Origin of the sequence: Micromonospora sp. B006, assembly GCF_003408515.1 — a bacterium.
Classification (GTDB): Bacteria; Actinomycetota; Actinomycetes; order Mycobacteriales; family Micromonosporaceae; genus Micromonospora; species Micromonospora echinospora_A.
The window spans coordinates 1,193,618-1,214,407 of the sequence record NZ_CP030865.1; the positions used below are offsets into that span (position 1 = coordinate 1,193,618).

At 74.1% G+C, this 20,790-nt stretch carries 19 protein-coding genes; 9 read left to right on the forward strand and 10 right to left on the reverse strand.

The genetic code is table 11. The features are described 5' to 3' along the window. Window positions 1–65: 65 nt before the first annotated feature. The 4 genes from MicB006_RS05835 to MicB006_RS05850 are packed head-to-tail and all read right to left on the reverse strand — an operon-like array spanning window position 66 to window position 5,915. Complete coding sequence (locus tag MicB006_RS05835; RefSeq protein WP_116504364.1) at window positions 66–1,307, reverse strand: MFS transporter; 1,242 nt, start codon at window positions 1,305–1,307, stop codon at window positions 66–68. A 39-nt stretch (window positions 1,308–1,346) separates the two neighbouring features. Then, window positions 1,347–1,928: an isochorismatase family protein gene (locus MicB006_RS05840; RefSeq protein WP_116504365.1), complete on the reverse strand. Its 582-nt coding sequence runs from the start codon at window positions 1,926–1,928 to the stop codon at window positions 1,347–1,349. An 11-nt stretch (window positions 1,929–1,939) separates the two neighbouring features. Then, window positions 1,940–3,226, reverse strand: coding sequence for a nicotinate phosphoribosyltransferase (locus MicB006_RS05845; protein ID WP_073830798.1), 1,287 nt, complete (start codon window positions 3,224–3,226; stop codon window positions 1,940–1,942). A gap of 16 nt (window positions 3,227–3,242) precedes the next feature. After that, a complete protein-coding gene (locus tag MicB006_RS05850; protein ID WP_116504366.1) occupies window positions 3,243–5,915 on the reverse strand; it encodes a LuxR C-terminal-related transcriptional regulator in 2,673 nt (890 codons plus the stop codon). 192 nt (window positions 5,916–6,107) lie between these two features. Here MicB006_RS05850 and MicB006_RS05855 point away from each other — a divergent pair, with 192 nt between their 5' ends. From MicB006_RS05855 to rdgB, 9 genes are all read left to right on the forward strand, one after another. After that, window positions 6,108–7,670, forward strand: coding sequence for a hypothetical protein (locus MicB006_RS05855; protein ID WP_116504368.1), 1,563 nt, complete (start codon window positions 6,108–6,110; stop codon window positions 7,668–7,670). A gap of 115 nt (window positions 7,671–7,785) precedes the next feature. After that, window positions 7,786–8,076, forward strand: coding sequence for an ATP-dependent Clp protease adapter ClpS (gene clpS / locus MicB006_RS05860; RefSeq protein ID WP_030501849.1), 291 nt, complete (start codon window positions 7,786–7,788; stop codon window positions 8,074–8,076). Continuing rightward, window positions 8,073–8,576 (forward strand): DUF2017 domain-containing protein, encoded by a 504-nt coding sequence (locus MicB006_RS05865; protein ID WP_030501848.1) that lies wholly within the window; start codon window positions 8,073–8,075, stop codon window positions 8,574–8,576. Before clpS ends, MicB006_RS05865 begins: the two co-directional genes overlap by 4 nt. Before the next feature lie 54 nt (window positions 8,577–8,630). After that, window positions 8,631–9,119: a Mov34/MPN/PAD-1 family protein gene (locus MicB006_RS05870; protein WP_030501847.1), complete on the forward strand. Its 489-nt coding sequence runs from the start codon at window positions 8,631–8,633 to the stop codon at window positions 9,117–9,119. 67 nt (window positions 9,120–9,186) lie between these two features. After that, entirely contained in the window at window positions 9,187–9,525 is a 339-nt protein-coding gene (locus MicB006_RS05875) for a MoaD family protein (protein ID WP_073830801.1), read from the forward strand. Window positions 9,526–9,535: 10 nt separating this feature from the next. Then, complete coding sequence (locus tag MicB006_RS05880; RefSeq protein ID WP_043326204.1) at window positions 9,536–10,501, forward strand: PLP-dependent cysteine synthase family protein; 966 nt, start codon at window positions 9,536–9,538, stop codon at window positions 10,499–10,501. 224 nt (window positions 10,502–10,725) lie between these two features. Then, complete coding sequence (locus MicB006_RS05885; RefSeq protein WP_073830802.1) at window positions 10,726–11,472, forward strand: MBL fold metallo-hydrolase; 747 nt, start codon at window positions 10,726–10,728, stop codon at window positions 11,470–11,472. Between the two features lie 72 nt (window positions 11,473–11,544). Then, window positions 11,545–12,273, forward strand: a complete 729-nt coding sequence (gene rph, locus MicB006_RS05890; protein WP_116504369.1) for a ribonuclease PH — start codon at window positions 11,545–11,547, stop codon at window positions 12,271–12,273. Beyond that, window positions 12,270–12,887, forward strand: coding sequence for an RdgB/HAM1 family non-canonical purine NTP pyrophosphatase (rdgB, locus tag MicB006_RS05895; RefSeq protein ID WP_116504371.1), 618 nt, complete (start codon window positions 12,270–12,272; stop codon window positions 12,885–12,887). The genes rph and rdgB overlap by 4 nt, the downstream gene beginning before the upstream one ends. 2 nt (window positions 12,888–12,889) lie before the next feature. Here rdgB and hutH read toward each other — a convergent pair whose 3' ends face one another. The 6 genes from hutH to MicB006_RS05925 are packed head-to-tail and all read right to left on the reverse strand — an operon-like array spanning window position 12,890 to window position 20,727. Beyond that, the gene (gene hutH / locus MicB006_RS05900) at window positions 12,890–14,428 is read right to left on the reverse strand and encodes a histidine ammonia-lyase (RefSeq protein ID WP_116504372.1); all 1,539 of its coding nucleotides are present in this window, start codon (window positions 14,426–14,428) and stop codon (window positions 12,890–12,892) included. Further along, window positions 14,425–15,630: an imidazolonepropionase gene (hutI, locus tag MicB006_RS05905; RefSeq protein WP_116504374.1), complete on the reverse strand. Its 1,206-nt coding sequence runs from the start codon at window positions 15,628–15,630 to the stop codon at window positions 14,425–14,427. The genes hutH and hutI overlap by 4 nt, the downstream gene beginning before the upstream one ends. After that, window positions 15,627–16,991 (reverse strand): formimidoylglutamate deiminase, encoded by a 1,365-nt coding sequence (locus MicB006_RS05910; RefSeq protein ID WP_192900263.1) that lies wholly within the window; start codon window positions 16,989–16,991, stop codon window positions 15,627–15,629. The genes hutI and MicB006_RS05910 overlap by 4 nt, the downstream gene beginning before the upstream one ends. Beyond that, entirely contained in the window at window positions 16,988–18,208 is a 1,221-nt protein-coding gene (locus tag MicB006_RS05915; protein ID WP_116504377.1) for an allantoate amidohydrolase, read from the reverse strand. Before MicB006_RS05915 ends, MicB006_RS05910 begins: the two co-directional genes overlap by 4 nt. Before the next feature lie 11 nt (window positions 18,209–18,219). Continuing rightward, window positions 18,220–19,866 (reverse strand): urocanate hydratase, encoded by a 1,647-nt coding sequence (gene hutU / locus MicB006_RS05920; protein WP_116504378.1) that lies wholly within the window; start codon window positions 19,864–19,866, stop codon window positions 18,220–18,222. A 12-nt stretch (window positions 19,867–19,878) separates the two neighbouring features. Further along, complete coding sequence (locus tag MicB006_RS05925; protein ID WP_116504379.1) at window positions 19,879–20,727, reverse strand: MurR/RpiR family transcriptional regulator; 849 nt, start codon at window positions 20,725–20,727, stop codon at window positions 19,879–19,881. Between the last annotated feature and the right edge of the window lie 63 nt (window positions 20,728–20,790).

A 20,790-nucleotide genomic window follows, 5' to 3' on the forward strand; every position in this document is an offset into this window, starting at 1 on the left:
GGGGAGGCACGGACTCCTTGATCACGCCGGATGGGTGGGCGGCGGGCGGGGACTTCGGCTGAGGGCTAGCGGGAGGCGAGGGCCAGGTCGGGGTCCGGGGTCGGGGCGGGGACCGGGGTGCGGCGGTGGCGCAGCTCGATCGGGAGGACCGCCAGCGCCACCAGCGCGCCGATCGCGCCCGTGACCACGAAGCCCCAGACGGGCGCGGAGGCGTCGATCACCGCGCCGGCCAGCGGTGCGCCGAGCGCGATGCCCACTGTCACGGCGGAGCCGTGCAGGCCCATGGCCAGTCCCCGTACGGAGGGTGGGGCCAGCCGGCTGACCGCGTCGGAGGTGGACGCGAGGGTGGGGGCGCAGAGCGCACCGGCCGGGATCAGCGCGAGACAGAGCAGCCACCAGTGCGATCCGCCCAGCCCGACCGGGATGGTGGCGAGGCTCAGCGCCGCCATGAGCGCCAGCGGGGAGAACGAGCGGCGTACCGCGCCGTAGGCGAAGCCGCCCACCAGTGAGGCGACCGCCCAGGCGGCCAGCACGGCGCCGGTCCAGCCGATCTCGCCCCCGGCGCGGAGCACGGCGACCACTGCGACGTCGGTGCCGCCGAGCACCAGCGTGCCGGCGAGGCTGACCGCCAGCACGGCGAGCAGGCGCGGGGTGAGCCATTCGCGGCGGTGCACCGGGCGCTGCGGCCCGGCCTGCTCGTCGGCGGCCCGCACCGGCGGGTTGAGCAGCCAGAAGCAGATGCCGGAGCCGACGATCCCGGCGCCGACCGCCCACAGCGTCAGGCGCGGCGTGACGGCGGTGGCCAGGGCGACGGCGAGCGCCGGGCCGACCATGAACGACAGCTCCATCGCGATCGAGTCCAGCGCGTACGCGGGTCGGCGCTTCTCCACCGGCACGAGCGCGGCGATCGACTGGCGGATCATCGAGAAGATGGGCAGCGCGAGCAGCCCGGCGAGGAACGCGGCGGGCAGCAGCACCGGGTACGGCAGCGTGGGCGCGGCGGACCAGAACAGCGCCTCGGCGACGGTGGTGAGCGCCAGCACCGGCCGGAGCCCTCGGCGGTCGATGAGCCGCCCGAGCAGCGGGGCGCCGACCGCCGCGCCGATGGTCGACGCGGCGCCGACCAGGCCGGCGGCGCCGTAGCCGCGGCCCAGGTCGAGCACCACGTAGAAGGTGAGCGTCACCCCGGTGGCGGTCAGCGGCACGCGGGCCAGCACCGACACCAGCAGCAACGATCGGAGACCGGGTAGGGCGAGCGCTTCCCGGTAAGGCTTCAAGTTCACGACGGACCGTACCTCCGGCGCCATCCTGGGGCCGGGGTACGACACCCGCAAGCGATTACCCGGTCAAGCGGCAGTGATCACAGGCTCGCCCACCATGGTCACCCCGGCGCCGTCGAGCGCGCGCAGCGCTACGTCGAGCGTGTCCGGGGCGACGGCGGCGGTCAGGTCCAGCAGCACTGTGGTGTGGAAGCCCTCCCGGGCGGCGTCCAGCGCGGTGGCGCGCACGCAGTGGTCGGTGGCGATGCCGACCACGTCGACCCGGTCCACGTCGTGCCGGCGCAGCCAGTCGGCCAGGCACTCGCCGTCGGGCGCGTGCCCTTCGAAACCGGAGTACGCGGCCGCGTGCTCGCCCTTGTGGAAGATCGTCTCCACCCGGTCGGTCGCGAGTTCCGGGTGGAACTCGGAGCCGGTCGTGCCGACCACGCAGTGCCGGGGCCAGGAGTCGACGTAGTCCGGCGGGTCACCGAAGTGGGCGCCCGGGTCGACGTGGTAGTCCTTCGTCGCGACCACGTGGTCCCACCGGTCCGGTTCGGTGGCCAGCAGCCGGGAGATCCCGGCGGCCACCCCGGCCCCGCCGCCGACCGCGAGGGAACCGCCCTCGCAGAAGTCGTTCTGCACGTCCACGATGATCAGGGCGTTCGCCATCGGGTTCCTCCTCAGCTTGCGGGTACGACGGTGACGGGGACGGCCGGATCTCCGGCGGAGAGCTTGAGCCCCTCCCACGGAATGGAGATCAGGCACTGCCGCAGGTGGTCCCGGGAGTCCTCCAGGGTGGGCAGCTTCGCCGGCTCGCCCGACACCACGTACGAGTGCTGGAGCAACCGGTCGTTGGGCTGCCGGTCCGGCACGCCCTGCGGCACGATGATCTCCTCGGTGGCGGTGCCGGTGGGCTTGTGCCGGCGTACCGCGACCTTCCGGCCGCCGATGGTGGCCTTGTGCTCGGAGCGCTTGACCACCGGCCGCCCCTCCACCTCGACCAGCTTGTAGACCAGGCCGGCGGTGGGTGCGCCCGAGCCGGTCACCACGGCGGTGCCGGCGCCGTACATGTCCACCGGCTCGGCGGCGAGCGAGGCGATCGCGTACTCGTCCAGGTCACCGGACACGATGATCTTCGTCTCGGTGGCGCCGAGCGAGTCCAGCAGCTCGCGGGACTGCTGGGCGATCACCGCGAGGTCGCCGGAGTCGATCCGGACCGCCCGCAGCTCCGGCCCGGCCACCGCGATGGCGTTGCGGATGCCCTGGGCGATGTCGTACGTGTCGACGAGCAGCGTGGTGTCCTTGCCCAGCGTGGCGACCTGGGAGGCGAACGCGGCCCGCTCGTCGTCGTGCAGCAGCGTGAAGGCGTGCGCGGCGGTGCCGGCGGTGGGGATGCCGTAGCGCTGCCCGGCGGCCAGGTTGGAGGTGAACCGGAACCCGGCCAGGTACGCGGCCCGCGCGGCGGCGACGGCGGCCTCCTCGTGCGCCCGGCGGGAGCCCATCTCGATCAGCGCCCGGCCCCGGGCGGCGGTGACCATCCGGGCCGCGGCGGCGGCCACCGCGCAGTCGTGGTTGAGCACCGACAGCACGAGCGTCTCCAGCACCACGCACTCGGCGAACGTGCCGGACACGGTGAGGATCGGTGAGCCGGGGAAGAACAGCTCGCCCTCGGCGTAGCCGTCGATGTCGCCGGTGAACCGGTAGTCGGCGAGCCACTGCGCGGCCCGGTCGTCCACCACGCCGGTACGGCGCAGGAAGTCGATCTCATCCGGGTCGAACCGGAAGTCGCGGATCATTTCGATGAGCCGGCCGGTTCCGGCGACCACCCCGTACCGGCGCCCGGCTGGCAGCCGCCGGCTGAACACCTCGAAGACGCAGCGTCGGTCGGCCGTGCCGTCACGCAGCGCGGCGCTGACCATGGTCAGCTCGTAGTGGTCGGTCAGCAGCGCGGGGCGAAGGGTGCTCACCGCTCCAGCCTAGAGTTCAGTCCGGCTCCGTGCCGTCGTGCCCCGGCATCGACCGCAGCGCGGCCCGCAACTCGCCGCGCCCGGCGACGCCGAGTTTGCTGTAGACGCGCTGGAGGTGGTTCTCCACAGTGCGGGTGGACAGGAACAGCCGCTCCGCGATGGCCCGGCTGGTCACCCCGTCGGCGGCGAGGCGGGCGATCTCCCACTCCCGGTCGCTGAGCGTCGGGCGGAGCAGCCGCAGCGCCGGGGTGGAGATCTCGTCGCAGCGGCGCAGCAGGTCCGCGAGGCGTTCCCGGACCGGCCCGGTGGCGCCGGCGCGGGCGTTCCGCGTCCGGTGCAGCGCCATCGCGGTCGCCTCGGCGGCGTACACGGTCAGCTCGCGGTCGGCGAAGCCGTCGGCGACGGCGAGCAGGGCGTCCGGGGCGCCGTCGGCGACGGCCCGGCCGAACCGGGCGACGAGCGGCGGCAGTACGCCGTCGACCTGCTCGGAGAGTTCCGCCAGGCGTTGCGCCACGGTGCGCCGCCCACCGTCGGTGCAGGTCGGGCCGACCGGCGCGTCGGCCTGGTCGAACCGGACCAGGTCGAGCAGGACGAGCAGCTCGTGCCCGGCCAGGCCGTCCTCGCGCAGCCGGTCGGCGAGCGCGCACAGGTGCTTGGTGGCCGCCGGCAGGTCGCCCGTCGCGGCCTGGACCGCGCCCCGGGCCTGCTCCAACCACGGGTAGAGCACTGCCATGCCGGGCGCGTGCGTCCGGTCCGCCTCGGCCATCGCCTCGGCCGCGTGCGTCGCGTCCCCACGCAGCGCGGCGGCCTGGGCGCGCTCGGCGTGCGCCAGCCCGGCGTACACGCGGCTGGTGGCGAGCACCGCGCACGCCTCCAGGCTGGTCCGCAGCGCCTCGTCCCCGCGCCCGCGCAGGCGAGCCGCGTACGCCTGGAGGATGGCCAGGTAACCGGTGCCGAGCCGGAAGTCACCGGCCCCGGCCAGGTCGGCGAACTCGTCGGCGACGATCGCGTCGATGCCGGCCAGGTCGCCGGAGAGCGTCAGCCGGGTGCCCCGGGCCAGCTCCATGGCGAGCTGGAGGTAGGGCATGTCGGCCCGCCAGCACGCCGCCTCGGCCTGCACCCGGGCGATCGCGGTGGCGCTGCGCTGGTACTGCCCCTGGGCGGCCTGGAGGTGGGCCAGCGTGCAGCGAGCCAGCTCGCGGGCGGCCATCGGGGCCGCCGGGCGGTCGAGCACCTCCTGGGCCAGCCGGACCGCGACGTCGATGTCGAGCCGGTGCAGCCGCATGGTGGCCTCGAACGCGCGGACCCGGGCCCGGTCGGCGGGATCGCTCAGCTCCTCGCCGCGCGCGGCGATTTCCTCCACAGTGGACTCGCGGTTGAGCCCCCAGTAGCTGACCATGCCCCGGACCGTCAGCCACCGGCTGCGCCGCCGCTCGTCGTGGATCTCGCCGGCGACCTGGTCGAGCACGCGGATCGCCTCGTCCGGCCGGTCGCCGAACATCAGGATGGTGGCCAGCAGTTCCGCCGCGTCGGTGCCGCCGCCGGCCTCCAGCGCGGCGCGGGCCAGCCGGGTGGCCAGCGGCACGTCGTACCGGCCGAACGCCTGGACCGCGGCGTCGAGCAGCTGGGCGACGTCCTGCGCCGTACCCGAGTCGAGCCGCCACACCGCGACCCGCAGCAGGTCGTCGCGGCGGCGCGTGCCGACCTGCTCCAGCAGCCCGGCGAGGGTGGCCTGCAGACGGCGGGTGCGGCTGACCGGGCAGTGCCGGCGCATCACCTCGCCGTAGAGCGGGTGCGCCAGGCGGACGTTGAGCCGCCGGTCGTCGTGGATCAGGGTGATGAGCCCGCGCTCCTCGGCCGCCTCCACGTCCGCCGGGTCGACCGCCCGTTCCAGCAGTTGCAGGCCCAGCGGCTCGCCGAAGGCGACCAGCTCGACGACGGCCCGGACGCCGGGGGTGAGCTGGCCGATCCGGGTGTCGATCAGGTCGGTGAGGCTGGGCGCCAGCTCCAGCCGGCCGGTCCAGGTCCAGATCCCGTACGTGCGGCGCAGCTCGTCGTCGGCGGCCAGGACCAGCTCGCGCAGCAGCAGTGGGTTGCCGGCGGAGAGCTGGAAGAGCCGGTCGGAGGAGCAGGCGTCGACCGGTCCACCCAGGATGGCGGCGAGCAGCCCGGTGGTCTCGCTGCGGCCGAGCGGGCCCAGCTCGACCAGGTCGACCAGGTCGTCGGTCCAGAGCGCGCGGATCGGCAGTGGGATCTGCTCGCCGTTGCGCAGCGTCCCGATGACAGTGGCGTTCTCGGAGCGGGCGACCAGATGCACCAGCGCGGCCGAGGGCGGGTCGAGCAGGTGTGCGTCGTCGATGGCGAGGACGACGGGCCGGCCGGCGGCCTGTTCCTGGAGGACGTCCACGGCCCAGCGCAGGATCCCGGCGGGGGAGAGCCCTTGCGGCTGCGCGGCGGGCAGCACCTGGACGAGCCCACCGAAGGGGAGCGCGGCGGTGGTGGCACTGGCCGAGATGGACCAGATGGCGTACCGCTCGGGGGAGAGTTCGGAGACGCCCTCGCGCAGCAGCCGGCTCTTGCCGACCCCGGCGTCGCCGCTGAAGAGCAACCCGCGCCCCTCGGGTCGGCCGATGGTCGACAACAGACGGTTGAGTTCATCTCTACGGCCGACGAACTCCCACCTACTCATCGGGGCAGCATATCGACCGTGTTCCGTCCGCGTGCAGACCGTTACGCAGTGAAGTTGAGTAATCTGGCCATTACCCCTGAGTATCGGAGGTGTTCGCTGTCGGATGGCCGACAGCCGTACTCTTCCGACAGCCCCTGCAACCAGGGAAAAGTCGCGACCGGCACCCCGGTCGCCTGACCGGGAGGCCACCTGATGACGCCGGGTCCACTCCCCTCGGTCGACGTGCCCGACCCGCGCCGGCAGGCCGGGCCGCCCGGGTGCGCCCCGCTGCCGACCCGGCTCGGGGTGACCACGCCCGGGCCGGGCGATCCGATGGCCGTGGTCGTCGCCGGCCCGGCCGGCGCGGGCCGGCGCGAGGTGATCGCCGGCCTGCTCGGGATCGACTCCGCGACGCTCGCCGTGCCCGCGGGAAGCAACCTGCTGGTCCAGCACGCCGAGAAGGCGACCCGCGCCGCGTACGTGCCGGGCTACCGCCAGCCGCACGCCTACGGCACCCACCCGCTGACGACCGGACCGGCGCTGGCCCGGCCGCCACGCCGGGTCGAGCTGAGCCTGCCCGACCCGCTGCTGCGGCACTTCGCGGTGGTCGACACGCCGGACACCGGCACGCTCGGCGTCGCCGGCGGCCGGGTGCTGCGCGACGCCGTCGGCCGGGCCGGCGCGCTGCTCTTCGTGATCTCCGCCGACCAGGCGTTCAGCGCGGCCGAGCTGCACCTGCTCGCCGAGGTGGCACGCGCCCGGGTCGAGGTGTTCTTCGCCGTCACCCCCGGCACGACCGGCTGGACCGCGTCGGCCGAGGGCCCGGCGGCGGAGGACGCGGGTCCCGCCGTACCGTCGCCCGGGCGGGCCGGTCCGTCCGGGCCCGCCCGCCGGTTCGACCCGGTGTCGGTCTCCATCGAGGCGCACCGCGCGGCGCTGCTGGCCGCGGTGCCGGCGCTCACCCCGGCCCGGTGGTTCCCGGCCCGCCGGGCCGAGCTGCCGCACCTGCGGCGTGCCCTGGTCGGCTGGGCCGCCGACGAGGGACTGCGCCGCGGCAGCGCCAGTCCGCCGGTGGCGCCCGGCGCGCACGGCCGGGTGCCGGTGCTGACCGGCGTCGAGCCCGGCGAGCTGGCCGACCGGATCGACAGGGAGTCCCGCGCCTGTGCCCGCCGGATCCGTCAGCACCTCGCCCTGGAGCTGGCGAACATCCACCTGCGGGTGGTGCAGGAGATCGTCTTCGGGGTCGGCTGCGCCGGCCTGCCGCAGATGCTCGACCGCGAGCTGGAGGCGCTGTCGCTGCTCGCCACCGCCCAGTGCGACGAGGCCGTCCGGGGGCTCGTCGACGACTCCGCCGCCCGGGTCTTCGGGGCGCCGCTGGCCGAGGGCGTACGCGGGCGGATCGCGCACGCGGTGCGCTGGAGCCTGGCCGACCATCCGGACGGCCCGGAGCTGGACCGGGTCCTCCTGGTCACCAGCACGGCCGGGGTGGCCGCGCTGACCGGCGAGGGGGCCCTCGACGCGCTGGCCGGGCTGCCCGGCGGGCAGCGGGACGAGCTGCTCCCGCCCGTAGGCGTCGCGCTCAACGGCGGCTGCTGGCAGCACTGGCGGGCGGCCGACAACAACGACCCGAACGCCGCCCGGTCCTGGGCCCAGCGCGCGCTGCGCGAGGTCGAACTCGAACTGTCCCGCGAGGTGTCCCGCCGCTTCGAGGTGATCCGTCTCTCGCTGGGCGGGGTGCTCGCCGATGCTGTCGACCACGGCATTCTGCTGGCCTGAGCGGCTCGCCGCCGCGCGGCGGACCGGGCTCGCGTACGCGGCCCGGGCGGGCCACGACGACCGGCGCGGCGTTCCGGTTCATCGGTTCGCCGGATCCGGTGGCACGATGGGGGGCATGGCGGCTCCACAGGTTGCGCCGGTCGAGACGCCGGACACCGAAGAGGTGCCGGTCTCCGACCGGCCGTGGGTGACCATCGTCTGGGACGATCCGGTCAACCTGATGACGTATGTGACCTGGGTGTTCCAGAAGCTCTTCGGATACAGCCGGGAGAAGGCGGAGCGGCTCATGCTGGACGTGCACCACAAGGGCAAGGCCGTGGTGTCCACCGGCGCCCGGGAACGGATGGAGCACGACGCGGCGCAGCTGCACGCGTACGGCCTCTGGGCGACGGTGGAGAGGTCATGAGCATGTTCCGCCGCCGCGGCGACCACTACGTGGCCACGTTCGCCGTCGACGAGGTCCGGGTGCTGCGCAAGGTCGCCGCCGAGGTGGTCGGGCTGCTGACCGACGGCTTCGACCACGGTGACCCGGTGGTCGGCCGGCTCTTCCCCGACGTCTACCCGGACGACGACGCCGGCACCGCCGAGTTCCGCCGCTACACCGAGGGCGACCTGAAGACCGGGAAGATCGACCAGGCGGGCGCGATCCTCGCCGCCCTGCCCGACGGCGACTCCGGCGGCGAGGTGCGGCTGGACGCGGAGGCGGCCGAGGCGTGGCTGCGCGCGCTCAACGACGCCCGGCTGGCGATGGGCGTACGCCTGGAGATCAAGGACGGCACCGACCTGGGTGAGGAGCTCGACGACGCGGTCGCCGAGGACCCGGGTTCGTCCCGGGTGTTCCAACTGTCGGTCTACGCCTACCTCGGTTATCTCCAGGAGTCCCTGCTCAACGCGCTCATCGACTGAGTGGTGACGGTTGCCACCTCGCCGCCCGGCAGGGCCAGGGGCTAGGCTGGTGGCGTGCTGAGCATCGACCGGTCGATCATCGACGCGATCGTCGCCCACGCGCGTCGGGACCACCCGGACGAGGCGTGCGGCGTGGTCGCCGGCCCCGTCGGCAGCGACACCCCGACCCGGCACATCCCGATGGACAACGCGGCCCGCTCCATGACCTTCTACGAGTTCGACTCGATGGAGCAGTTGCGGGTGTGGCGGGAGATGGACGACCGCGACGAGGAGCCGGTGGTCATCTACCACTCGCACACCGCGACCGAGGCCTACCCGTCCCGCACCGACGTCTCCTTCGCCGGCGAGCCGGGCGCGCACTACCTGCTCGTCTCGACCCGCGAGCCCGACACCGAGGAGATCCGCTCCTTCCGGATCGTCGACGGCGTGATCACCGAGGAACCGGTGAAGATCGTGGATGCCGCCGTGGACCCGAACGCCGTCCAGTCCTACATGTTCGGGCAGAGCCCGGCGACGGTCGACTACGAGTGTTCCGACCGCTGATCTTCAGCGCCGGCACTTTCCTTTTCCCGTCACCTGGCACGATCCCGAACGAGGAGCACGAGACATCATGGCCATCGAGGTTCGCATCCCCACCATCCTGCGCAGCTACACCGGCGGCGCGAAGGTCGTCGAGGGCAGCGGCGACACGCTCGCCGACCTGATCACCGACCTGGACTCCCGGCACGGCGGCCTGAAGGCCCGTCTGGTCACCGACGCGGGCGTGCTGCACCGGTTCGTCAACGTCTACGTCAACGACGAGGACGTCCGCTTCCTCGGCGCGCTCGACGCCAAGCTCAACGACGGCGACAGCGTGACCATCCTGCCGGCCGTGGCCGGTGGCGCGTTCGGCTTCGCGGCCGCCGCGGCGATCGCCTCGCACGCGGTCTCCACGCGCGCCGCCCGCTGAGGGGCCCGCGATGGCGCGGTACGACAGCCTGCTCGACGCGTGCGGCGGCACCCCGCTTGTCGGGTTGCCCCGGCTCTCGCCGACGGTCCCCGCCGGGGCGCCGCCGGTGCGGCTCTGGGCCAAGCTGGAGGACCGGAACCCGACCGGCAGCATCAAGGACCGCGCGGCCCTGTACATGGTGCGCGCGGCCGAGGAGGCCGGCCGGCTCCGTCCCGGTGACACGATCCTGGAGCCGACCAGCGGCAACACCGGCATCTCGCTGGCCATGGTGGCGAAGCTGCGGGGCTACCGGCTGGTCTGCGTGATGCCGGAGAACGTCTCCACCGAGCGGGTGCAGCTGCTCCGGATGTACGGCGCGGAGATCATCTTCTCGCCGGCCGCCGGTGGCTCGAACCAGGCCGTCGCGACCGCGAAGCAGATCTCCGCCGAGCACCCGGACTGGGTGATGCTCTACCAGTACGGCAACGAGGCGAACGCCCGGGCGCACTACGAGACGACCGGGCCGGAGCTGTTGCAGGACCTGCCGGGCATCACCCACTTCGTGGCCGGGCTGGGCACCACCGGCACGCTGATGGGCACCGGCCGCTTCCTGCGGGAGAAGGTCGACGGCATCCAGATCGTGGCGGCCGAGCCGCGGTACGGCGAGCTGGTCTACGGTCTGCGCAACATCGATGAGGGCTACGTGCCCGAGCTGTACGACGCGGGTGTGCTGTCCCGCCGCTTCTCCGTGGGCACCCGGGACGCGGTGCTGCGTACCCGGCAGCTCGTCGAGGTGGAGGGCATCTTCGCCGGGTTCTCCACCGGCGCCATCCTGCACGCCGCGCTCGCGGTGGCGCACGAGGCGGTCCGCGACGGCCGCCGCGCCGACGTTGCGTTCGTGGTCTGCGACGGCGGCTGGAAATACCTCTCGACCGGGGCGTACGGCGGCACTCTCGCCGACGCGGAGGAGTCGCTGGAGGGTCAGCTCTGGGCCTGACGGCCCGCGTTCGGTCCGGCCGGTGGTGTCTCCGCCGGCCGGACCGCCGCGCCTGTCCGGAGCAGACGTGTATGGGTGTCACGTTGATGACAACTTCCGGCAGATGATTCTTGCCCGACCATGGCGACGCGTAGGCTGCGCAGCGTGGCGAGCGCGTCGGTAGAGATCATCGGCGGAGTCGCCGCCGGCGCGTCGACTACTCATCGTGAGATCGAGGCCACCGGATGAGACTGACCGTCCTCGGCTGCGCGGGCAGCTTCCCGGGCCCCGAATCGCCCTGCTCTGCCTATCTCATGGAAGCCGAGGGCTTCCGGCTCCTGATCGACTTCGGCGTGGGGTCGCTCTCCACGCTCCAGCGCTATGTCGGGCTGCACGCCCCCGATGCCATCCTCCTCACCCACCTGCACTGCGACCACATGTTCGACGCGGTGTCCTACGTGGTGGTGCGCCGGTACGCGCCGGACGGCCCGTACCCGCCCCTGCCGATGTACGCCCCCTCCGGCGCGCCCGACCGGCTGGCCGCCGCGTACGGGCAGGAGGAGGGCTCGGTGGAGGACGTCTACCAGTTCTACGGCCTCCAGCCGGGCACGTTCCCGATCGGCCCGTTCAGCGTCACAGTCGACCGGATGAACCACCCGGTCGAGACGTACGGGGTGCGGCTGGAACATGACGGGCGGGTGTTCTGCTACTCCGCCGACACCGCGCCCTGCGAGGCGCTGCTGCGCCTGGCCCAGGACGCCGACGTGTTCCTCTGCGAGGCGAGCTACATGGACGGCGTGGAGAACCCGCCGGATCTGCACCTGACCGGCCGGGAGGCGGGCGAGGCGGCCACCAAGGCGGGCGTGGGACGGCTTCTGCTCACCCATCTCGTACCCGCATGGGGCAGCGAGTCGCAGACCGTGGAGGCGGCGGCCGGGGCGTACGCCGGGCCGCTGGACGTGGTGCGGCCCGGCGCCTGCTACGACGTCTGACGTCGGCGGCGGCCGGTCCGTCGGGCGGACACCCGCGGACGATCCGATCACCGCACCGCATAGGGTGCAGGCATGGCGCGACCTGACGGGCGGCAGCCCGACCAACTCCGACCGGTGACCCTGACCCGGGGCTGGAGCACCCATCCGGAGGGTTCGGTGCTCGTCGAGTTCGGCGCGACCCGGGTGCTCTGCACGGCGAGCGTCACCGAGGGGGTGCCGCGCTGGCGCAAGGGTTCCGGGCTGGGCTGGGTGACAGCCGAGTACGCGATGCTGCCCCGGGCCACGAACACCCGCTCCGACCGGGAGAGCGTGCGCGGCAAGGTCGGCGGGCGTACCCATGAGATCTCCCGGCTGATCGGCCGCAGCCTGCGCGCCTGCGTCGACCTGAAGGCGCTCGGCGAGAACTCGATCGTGCTGGACTGCGACGTGCTCCAGGCCGACGGCGGCACCCGGACCGCGGCGATCAGCGGCGCGTACGTCGCGTTGTACGACGCGGTGACCTGGCTGGCCGAGCGTAAGGCGCTGGCCGGCAAGGTGGAGAAGGTGATGCACCGTTCGGTGGCGGCGGTGAGCGTCGGTGTGATCGGCGGCGAGCCGATGCTCGACCTCTGCTACGCCGAGGACGTCACCGCCGAGGTCGACATGAACGTGGTCTGCACCGGCACCGGCGACTTCGTCGAGGTGCAGGGCACCGGTGAGGCGGGCGTCTTCGCCCGCGACCAGCTCGACGCGCTGCTCGACCTGGGCGTGGCGGGCTGCCTGGAACTGGCCGACGCGCAGCGGAAGGCGCTCTCGTCATGAACAAGGTCCTGCTCGCCACCCGGAACCGGAAGAAGCTCGTCGAGCTGCAGCGAATTCTGGACGGCGCGCTCGGCGCGCACCGGATCGCGCTGCTCGGCCTCGACGACGTCGAGGAGTACCCGGAGCTGCCGGAGACCGGCCTCACGTTCGGCGAGAACGCGCTGATCAAGGCGCGGGAGGGCTGCCGGCGTACCGGCCTGCCGACCATCGCCGACGACTCCGGGCTGGCGGTGGACGCCCTCAACGGCATGCCCGGCGTGTTCAGCGCCCGCTGGTCCGGCCGGCACGGCGACGACCTGGCCAACCTCCAGCTCGTGCTCGACCAGGTCGGCGACGTGCCGGACGAGCACCGGGGCGCGGCGTTCGTCTGCACCGTCGCGCTGGTGCTGCCGGGCGGCAAGGAGCACCTGGTCGACGGCCGCCAGTCCGGCCGGCTGCTGCGCGCGCCTCGCGGCGACGGCGGCTTCGGCTACGACCCGATCTTCCTGGGCGACGGGCAGAAGCGGACCAACGCGGAGCTGACGCCGGAGGAGAAGGACGCGGTCAGCCACCGCGGGAAGGCGCTGCGGGAGCTGGCCAAGCTGGTCGCGAAGGTGCTCCCGCCCGCCACCTGAGATCAGCCGAGCGGGCCGATCTCCCGTTCGATCGCCGCGCGCAGCTCGGGACCGCGCACCACGTCCCGCGCCGCCTCCATGAGCGGCGCGAGGAACACGTCCGGGCCCGGCTCGCCGATCGTCTGGCCGAGCGTGGCGAGCGCCGCCCGCCCGGCCGGTGACGGGGTCAGCGGCGCGCGCAGCTGGAGCCCGCGTACGGCCGACAGCAGCTCCACCGCGAGCAGGCTGGTCAGGTTGTCCAGGACGGTGCGCAGCTTCTTGGTGGCCGCCCAGCCCATCGAGACGTGGTCCTCCTGCATGCCGCTGGTGGGCAGCGAGTCGATCGAGGCGGGCGCGGCGAGCCGGCGGTTCTCCGCCACGATGCCGGCGGCGGTGTACTGGGCGATCATCAGCCCGGAGTTCACCCCGGCGTCGGGGGACAGGAAGGCGGGCAGGTCCCGGGAGCGGGTGACGTCCAGCAGCCGGTCCACCCGGCGCTCGGCGATCGCGCCCACCTCGGCGGCGGCGATGGCCAGGTAGTCGGCGGCGAAGCCGAGCGGCGCGCCGTGGAAGTTTCCGGTCGACTCGACCCGCCCGTCCGGCAGCACGACCGGGTTGTCCACCACGGAGAGCAGTTCCCGGCCCGCCACCACCTCGACGAAGTCGAGCGTGTCCCGGGCCGCGCCGGCCACCTGCGGGGCGCACCGCATCGAGTACGCGTCCTGCACCGCGTGCGCGAGGTCGTCGCGGTGCGAGTCCATCACCGCCGAGCCCTGCAGCAGCCGGTGGATGTTCGCCGCCGACGCGGCCTGGCCGGGATGCGGGCGGATCGCGTGCAGCTCGGGTAGGAACGGCCGCTCCGAGCCGAGCATCGCCTCGATGGCCAGCGCCGCTGTCACGTCCGCCATGGCGAACAGGTGCCGGGCGTCGGAGACGGCCAGCAGCAGCATGCCGAGCATGCCGTCGGTGCCGTTGATCAGCGCCAGCCCCTCCTTGGCGGCGAGCGACACCGGCTCGAGCCCGACCTGGTGCAGCGCGTCGGCTGCCGGGAGGCGGTCCCCGGCCGGGCCGAGCACCCAGCCCTCACCGAGCAGCACCAGCGCGCAGTGCGCCAGCGGCGCCAGATCGCCGGACGCGCCGAGCGAGCCGTGCTCGGGCACCCACGGGGTGACGTCGTGGTTGAGCAGGTCCACGAGCGCCTCGGCGACCAGCGGGCGTACCCCGGAGCGACCGAGCGCCAGTGAGCGGACCCGCAGCAGCATCATGGCGCGTACCACCTCGCGCGGCATCGGCGCGCCCACCCCGGCGGCGTGCGAGCGGATCAGCGCGTGCTGAAGCTCGGCCCGGCGCTCCGGGGCCACGAACGTGTTGGCGAGCGCGCCGAATCCGGTGGAGACGCCGTAGACGGGACGGCCGGCGGCCTCGATTCGGTCCACGATGGACCGTGAGGTGGCCATCGCCTCGGTGGCGGCCGGGTCGAGCACGACCTTGGCGGTGCCGCGGGCCACCGCGAGCACGTCGGCGGGGGTTACCCCGGTGGACAGGATGGTCACTGTGGTCATCGCGGCACTCCGTTGTGCAGAACCTGGCGGATCAGTGGCACCCCCGGCCGGTAGGCCAGGTGCAGGTGGGACGGGGCGTCGAGGATGATCAGGTCGGCCCGCGCCCCGGGCGTCAGCCGTCCCACGTCGGTGCGGCGCAGCGCCGCCGCACCGCCGGCGGTCGCGGCCCACACCGCCTCCGCCGGGGTCATCCGCATCTCGCGTACGGCGAGCGCGACACAGAACGGCATCGACGAGGTGTACGACGAGCCGGGGTTGCAGTCGGTGGCGAGCGCCACCGTCACGCCCGCGTCGAGCAGCCGCCGGGCGTCCGGGTACGGCGACCGGGTGGAGAACTCCGCGCCGGGCAGCAGCGTGGCGACGGTGACGGTGTGCTCGCCCTCGGCGCACATGCAGTCGACCCGTCGCGAGGCGAGCGCGTCGATGTCGGCGTCGGTCAGGTGGGTGCAGTGGTCGACGCTGGCCGCGCCCAGCTCCACCCCGAGCTGGACCCCCGGGCCGGGGCCGAGCTGGTTGGCGTGCACCCGTACGCCCAGACCGACGGCCTGCCCGCAGGCGAGGATCGCCCGCGCGTGGTCGGCGTCGAACGCGCCCCGCTCGCAGAACACGTCGATCCAGCGGGCGTACGGCGCGGCAGCGGCGAGCATCGGGCCGCAGACCATGCCGACGTAGTCGTCGGGGCGGTCGGCGTACTCGGCGGGGACCACGTGCGCGCCGAGGAACGTGGTGTCCGCTGTGAACTCGGCGGCGATCCGCAGCGAGCGGGCCTCGTCGGCGACGGTGAGGCCGTACCCGCTCTTGATCTCGACGGTGGTGGTGCCCTGCCGCAGCATCTCCGCGCGCAGCCGGCCCACAGTGGCGCGCAGGTCGTCGTCGGAGGCCGCGCGGGTGGCGCCGACTGTGGTGCGGATGCCGCCGCCGGTGTAGCGCTCGCCGGCCATCCGGGCGGCGAACTCGGCGGCCCGGTCCCCGGCGAAGACCAGGTGGGCGTGGCTGTCCACGAAACCGGGCAGCACGGCCGCGCCGCCGGCGTCGATCCGCCGGTCGGCGGCCGGCGCGTCGCGGGACGACCCGACCCAGGCCACCTGCCCGTCCTCGACCAGCAGGGCGGCGTCGCGCCGGACGCCCAGCGGGTCGCCGTCGCGGCCGTCGTTGGTGACCAGCTCGCCGATGTGGTCGACGAGCAGGCTGCCGCGCGTCACGAGTCCTCCTTCGCGGTCACCGCCGCGATCGAGTCCCGCAGCTCGGTGGGCACGTCCACGGTCAGGTGCCGGCCACCGTCCACCACGGGCCGGCCGTCCACCACGACGCTCGTCACGTCGGCGGCGGTGGCGGCGAAGAACGCGCCGACCGGCGGCACCCCGGCGGTCCGGGCGCTGTCCAGCCGTACCGTGACCAGGTCCGCGCGCTGCCCGACGGCGAGCCGGCCGGCGTCGCCCCAGCCCAGCGCGGCGTGCCCGCCGACGGTGGCGGCGGTGAGCAGCTCGACCGGCGTGAAGTGCCCCCGCCTGCGGGTACGCAGCCGCTCGTCCATCTCCAGCGCGCGGGCCTCCTCGAACAGGTCCACCACGGCATGGCTGTCGCTGCCGAGGCTGAGCGGGCTGCCCGCGTCGGCCATCCGCCGCACCGGGCCGACCCCGTCGGCCAGGTCGCGTTCGGTGGTGGGGCAGACGCACACCCGGGTACGGCTGTCGCCGAGCAGCGCCACGTCGGCGGCGGTCGGGTGGGTGGCGTGCACCGCTGTGGTGTGCGGGCCGAGCACGCCGTGGTCGGCCAGCAGCCGCGTCGGGGTGCAGCCGTGCACCGCCCGGCAGGCGTCGTTCTCGGCCGGCTGCTCGGACAGGTGCACGTGCAGCGGCAGCCCGTTGCGGTCGGCCCAGCCGGCCACCGTGGCGAGCTGCTCGGCGGGGACCGCGCGCACCGAGTGGATGGCCGCGCCGAGCCGGACGTGCTCGTCGGCCGGGCGGAACTCGTCCACCCGCGCCGCCCAGCGCAGCGCGTCGCCGTCACCGAACCGGCGTTGCGGCCCGGTCAGCGGCGCGCCGTCCACGCCCCCGGCCAGGTACGCGGTGTCCAGCAGCGTGAGCCGGACACCGGCGTGCGCGGCGGCCTCCACGAGCGCGGCGGACATGGCGTTCGGGTCGTCGTACGGGGTGCCGCCGGGACCGTGGTGCAGGTAGTGGAACTCGCCCACGCAGGTGATCCCGGACAGCGCCATCTCCGCGTACGCGGCGCGGGCCAGCGCCAGGTAGGTGTCCGGGTCGAGCCGGGTCGCTACCGCGTACATCAGGCTGCGCCAGGACCAGAAGTCGCCGCGCCCGTCGTGGGTGCGCCCGCGCAGCGCCCGGTGGAACGCGTGCGAGTGGGCGTTTGCGAGGCCGGGCACCGTCAGCCCGGGCAGCCGTACCGCGTCGCCGAGCACCTCCACCCCGGCGGTCGGCGGACCGTCGACGGTCAGCGGGGTGACAGCGGTGAGCCGCCCGTCGGTCGCCTCGATCAGCACGTCCCGGGTGGGCTCGGCGCGGTCGGGCAGCCAGGCGTACTCGGCCAGCCAGCGGGTCAGCGGCATGCCAGCTCCTCCAGGACCCGGGCCAGGGCGGTCACCCCGGCGGCGCAGTCGGCGTCGGTGGCCGCCTCGGCGGGGGAGTGCGACACCCCGGTCGGGTTGCGCACGAACAGCATCGCGGTGGGCAGGTGCGCCGCCAGCACCCCCGCGTCGTGCCCGGCGCCGGTGGGCAGCACCGGCGCGCCGAGCAGCGTGACCAGCCGGTCGGCCAGCCCGCCGTCGAACGCGACGAGCGGGGTCGCCGACTCCTGGGTGCAGGTGAGCGCGGTCCCGTCCCGGCCGGCCCGGTCGGTGGCCTTGGCGCGTACCGCCTCGACCAGACCGTACAGCGTCTCCGCCTCGGCCGCCCGCGCGTCCAGCCAGCCGGTGACCCGGGACGGGATCGCGTTCGTCGCGTTCGGCTCGACCGACACCCGGCCCACTGTGGCGTGCGCGTCGCGCAGCCGGGCCTCCTTGTTCGCCGCCAGCACGGTGAACGCGTAGGTGAGCATCGGGTCGCGGCGGTCGGCCATCCGTGTCGTACCCGCGTGGTTGCCCTCGCCGGTGAAGTCGAACCGCCACCGGCCGTGCGGCCAGATCGCTGAGGCGACAGCGACCGGCGCGTCCTGGTCGACAAGCGCGCGGCCCTGCTCGACGTGCAGCTCCACGAAGGCCGCGAAGCGGCCGAGCAGCGCCGGGTCGGCGCCCGCCGGCCGCTCGCCCAGCGCCTCGGCGAAGGTCGTCCCGGCCTGGTCGCGCAGCCCGGCGGCGCGGTCGACGTCGATCTCGCCGGTGAGCAGCCTCGACCCCAGGCAGGGTACGCCGAACCGCGCGCCCTCCTCCTCCACGAACGCGGCCACCACCACCGGCCGGTCCGGGGTGACGCCCGCTGCCCGCAGCTCGTCCACGGCGAGGAACGCGCTGACGATGCCGAGCGGACCGTCGTACGCGCCGCCGTGGGGCACCGAGTCGAAGTGGCTGCCGGTGAGCACCGCGCCCCCGGCCTGCGGGTCGCCCCACCAGGCGAACAGGTTGCCGTTGCCGTCCTCGGAGACCGGCATGCCCCGCCGGTCGGCCTGCTCCCGGAACCAGCCGCGCAGCGTCAGCTCCGGTTCGGTGAGCGCGTAGCGCAGATAGCCGCCGCTGACGGCGTCCCGCCCGACCGGCGCGATCTCGTCCCACAGCTCGCGGAACCGGTTAGGAAGGGACCCTTCACATGCAGAATGCGTTAACAAGGGGCCCTTCCTTACTCGGCCATCGGGACGCGGACGCCGGTGCGCTCGGCCACCGCGCGGGCGTCGTCGTAGCCGGCGTCGACGTGCCGGATGACGCCCATCGCCGGGTCGTTTGTGAGCACCCGCTCGATCTTCTGGCCGGCCAGCTCAGTGCCGTCGGCCACGCAGACCTGGCCGGCGTGGATGGACCGGCCGATGCCGACCCCGCCGCCGTGGTGGATGGACACCCAGGACGCCCCGCTGGCGGTGTTGACGAGCGCGTTCAGCAGCGGCCAGTCGGCGATCGCGTCAGAGCCGTCGGCCATCGCCTCGGTCTCCCGGTAGGGGCTCGCCACGCTGCCGCAGTCCAGGTGGTCCCGGCCGATCACCACCGGCGCGCTCAGCTCGCCCGAGGCGACCATCTCGTTGAACCGCACCCCGGCGCGGTCCCGCTCGCCGTAGCCGAGCCAGCAGATCCGCGCCGGCAGGCCCTGGAACGCGACCCGCTCACCGGCCATCCGGATCCACCGGGCGAGGGACTCGTTCTCGGGGAACAGGTCGAGGATGGCCCGGTCGGTGGCGGCGATGTCCTTCGGGTCGCCGGAGAGCGCGGCCCACCGGAACGGGCCCTTGCCCTCGCAGAACAACGGCCTGATGTACGCGGGCACGAAACCGGGGAAGTCGAACGCCCGCTCGTAGCCGCCGAGCTTCGCCTCGCCCCGGATCGAGTTGCCGTAGTCGAAGACCTCCGCGCCCGCGTCGAGGAAACCGACCATGGCCTCCACGTGCTTGGCCATGGACGCCCGCGCCCGGTCGGTGAACTCGGCCGGCTTGGCCGCCGCGTAGTCGCGCGCGTCGCCCAGGTCGACTCCTTCCGGCACGTACGACAGCGGGTCGTGCGCGCTGGTCTGGTCGGTCACGACGTCGATCGCGACGCCCCGGCGCAGCAGCTCCGGGAAGACGGTGGCGGCGTTGCCGACCACGCCGACGCTGAGCGCCCGCCGGTCCCGCTTCGCCGCGAGGGCCCGCTCGATCGCGTCGTCGAGCGAGTCGGCCACCTCGTCGAGGTAGCGGTCGTGCACCCGCCGCTCCAGCCGCGACCGGTCCACGTCCACGACCAGGCAGGCGCCGCCGTTCATGGTGACCGCGAGCGGCTGCGCCCCGCCCATCCCGCCGCACCCGGCGGTGAGCGTGAGCGTGCCGGCGAGCGTGCCGCCGAAGCGCTTGGTGGCCACCGCGGCGAACGTCTCGTACGTGCCCTGGAGGATGCCCTGGGTGCCGATGTAGATCCACGAACCGGCGGTCATCTGCCCGTACATGGTCAGGCCCAGCGACTCCAGGCGGCGGAACTCCGGCCAGGTGGCCCAGTCGCCGACGAGGTTGGAGTTGGCCAGCAGCACCCGCGGCGCCCACTCGTGGGTGCGCATCACGCCGACCGGCCGACCGGACTGCACGAGCATCGTCTCGTCGTCGCGCAGCTCGGTGAGCGTCCGCACCAGCGCGTGGTACGACGGCCAGTCCCGGGCCGCCTTGCCGGTGCCGCCGTAGACCACCAGGTCCTCGGGGCGCTCGGCCACCTCCGGGTCGAGATTGTTCATCAGCATCCGCAGGGCGGCCTCCTGCGGCCACCCCTTCGCGGTGCGGGTGACGCCGCGGGCGGCGCGGACGGGCTGGTGCATCTCGTACTCCTCTCAGCCGAGGAACAACTGGCGGCGGGCGGCGGACGACTCGAACGCCTCGAGCCGGTCCTGGGTCTCGGCCGGTGCGGCGTCGCAGATCGCCTGGAGCACCACCATGGCCAGGGTCATCGGTGCGGTGTGCAGGTCGAAGACCAAATCGGCGCCGACGGCGGCGGGCAGCACCACCTGGGCGTGCTCGGTGGCCGGGCTCACCGGCGAGTCGGTGATCGCCACGACCGTCAGCCCGGCGCCCCGGGCCTCGCGCAGCGCGTCCAGGGTCTCCCGGGGGTAGCGGGGCAGCACGAACGCGAGCAGCGCTGTCGCACCGGCCGCCACCGCCTGGTCCAGGCGGTCCACGAGCATGCTGCCGCCGTCGTCGAGCACCCGCACGTCGGGGTGCACCTTCGCGGCGAAGTAGGCGAAGTAGGCGGCCAGCGGCGCGGCAGCCCGCAGCCCGAGCACCGGCAGCGGGCGGCTGGCGGCGAGCAGCTTCCCCACCTCGGCGACCCGGCCGGCGTCGGCGAGCTGCTCGGCGAGCCGGTCGAGGTTGTCCCGCTCGGCGTGGACCGCCCGTTGCAGCGCGTTCCCGGCGCCGTCCTGGTCGGCGGCGCCGCGCGCGCCCAGCTCGCGCAGGCGGCGACGCAGCGCGGGGTAGCCGTCGTGGCCGAGCGCCATGGCGAACCGGGTCACCGAGGGCTGGCTGACGCCGGCCAGCTCGGCCACCTCGGCGGCGGACAGGTATGCCGCCGCGTCCGCGTGCCGCACCAGGCAGTGCGCGATGCGGCGCTGCGTCGGGGTGAGCCGTACGCCGTGGAAGAGGTCGAGCAGGCGGTCAGGGGAGGCCGCACCGCTTTCATTCACGAGCTGACTCTATGCATGAAAACTTTCAGAGCGCAAGCGTCGCGCGACCGCAGGGAGGTCCGA

Excerpts from the sequence above, each read along its gene's own strand:
- clpS (WP_030501849.1), top strand. The coding sequence starts at position 7,786 with ATGGCGGCTCCACAGGTTGCGCCGGTCGAGACGCCGGACACCGAAGAG.
- MicB006_RS05840 (WP_116504365.1), bottom strand. The coding sequence starts at position 1,928 with ATGGCGAACGCCCTGATCATCGTGGACGTGCAGAACGACTTCTGCGAG.
- MicB006_RS05880 (WP_043326204.1), top strand. The coding sequence starts at position 9,536 with ATGGCGCGGTACGACAGCCTGCTCGACGCGTGCGGCGGCACCCCGCTT.
- rph (WP_116504369.1), top strand. The coding sequence starts at position 11,545 with ATGGCGCGACCTGACGGGCGGCAGCCCGACCAACTCCGACCGGTGACC.
- MicB006_RS05855 (WP_116504368.1), top strand. The coding sequence starts at position 6,108 with ATGACGCCGGGTCCACTCCCCTCGGTCGACGTGCCCGACCCGCGCCGG.
- MicB006_RS05850 (WP_116504366.1), bottom strand. The coding sequence starts at position 5,915 with ATGAGTAGGTGGGAGTTCGTCGGCCGTAGAGATGAACTCAACCGTCTG.
- MicB006_RS05885 (WP_073830802.1), top strand. The coding sequence starts at position 10,726 with ATGAGACTGACCGTCCTCGGCTGCGCGGGCAGCTTCCCGGGCCCCGAA.
- hutU (WP_116504378.1), bottom strand. The coding sequence starts at position 19,866 with ATGCACCAGCCCGTCCGCGCCGCCCGCGGCGTCACCCGCACCGCGAAG.
- hutH (WP_116504372.1), bottom strand. The coding sequence starts at position 14,428 with ATGACCACAGTGACCATCCTGTCCACCGGGGTAACCCCCGCCGACGTG.
- MicB006_RS05865 (WP_030501848.1), top strand. The coding sequence starts at position 8,073 with ATGAGCATGTTCCGCCGCCGCGGCGACCACTACGTGGCCACGTTCGCC.
- MicB006_RS05875 (WP_073830801.1), top strand. The coding sequence starts at position 9,187 with ATGGCCATCGAGGTTCGCATCCCCACCATCCTGCGCAGCTACACCGGC.
- MicB006_RS05835 (WP_116504364.1), bottom strand. The coding sequence starts at position 1,307 with ATGGCGCCGGAGGTACGGTCCGTCGTGAACTTGAAGCCTTACCGGGAA.
- rdgB (WP_116504371.1), top strand. The coding sequence starts at position 12,270 with ATGAACAAGGTCCTGCTCGCCACCCGGAACCGGAAGAAGCTCGTCGAG.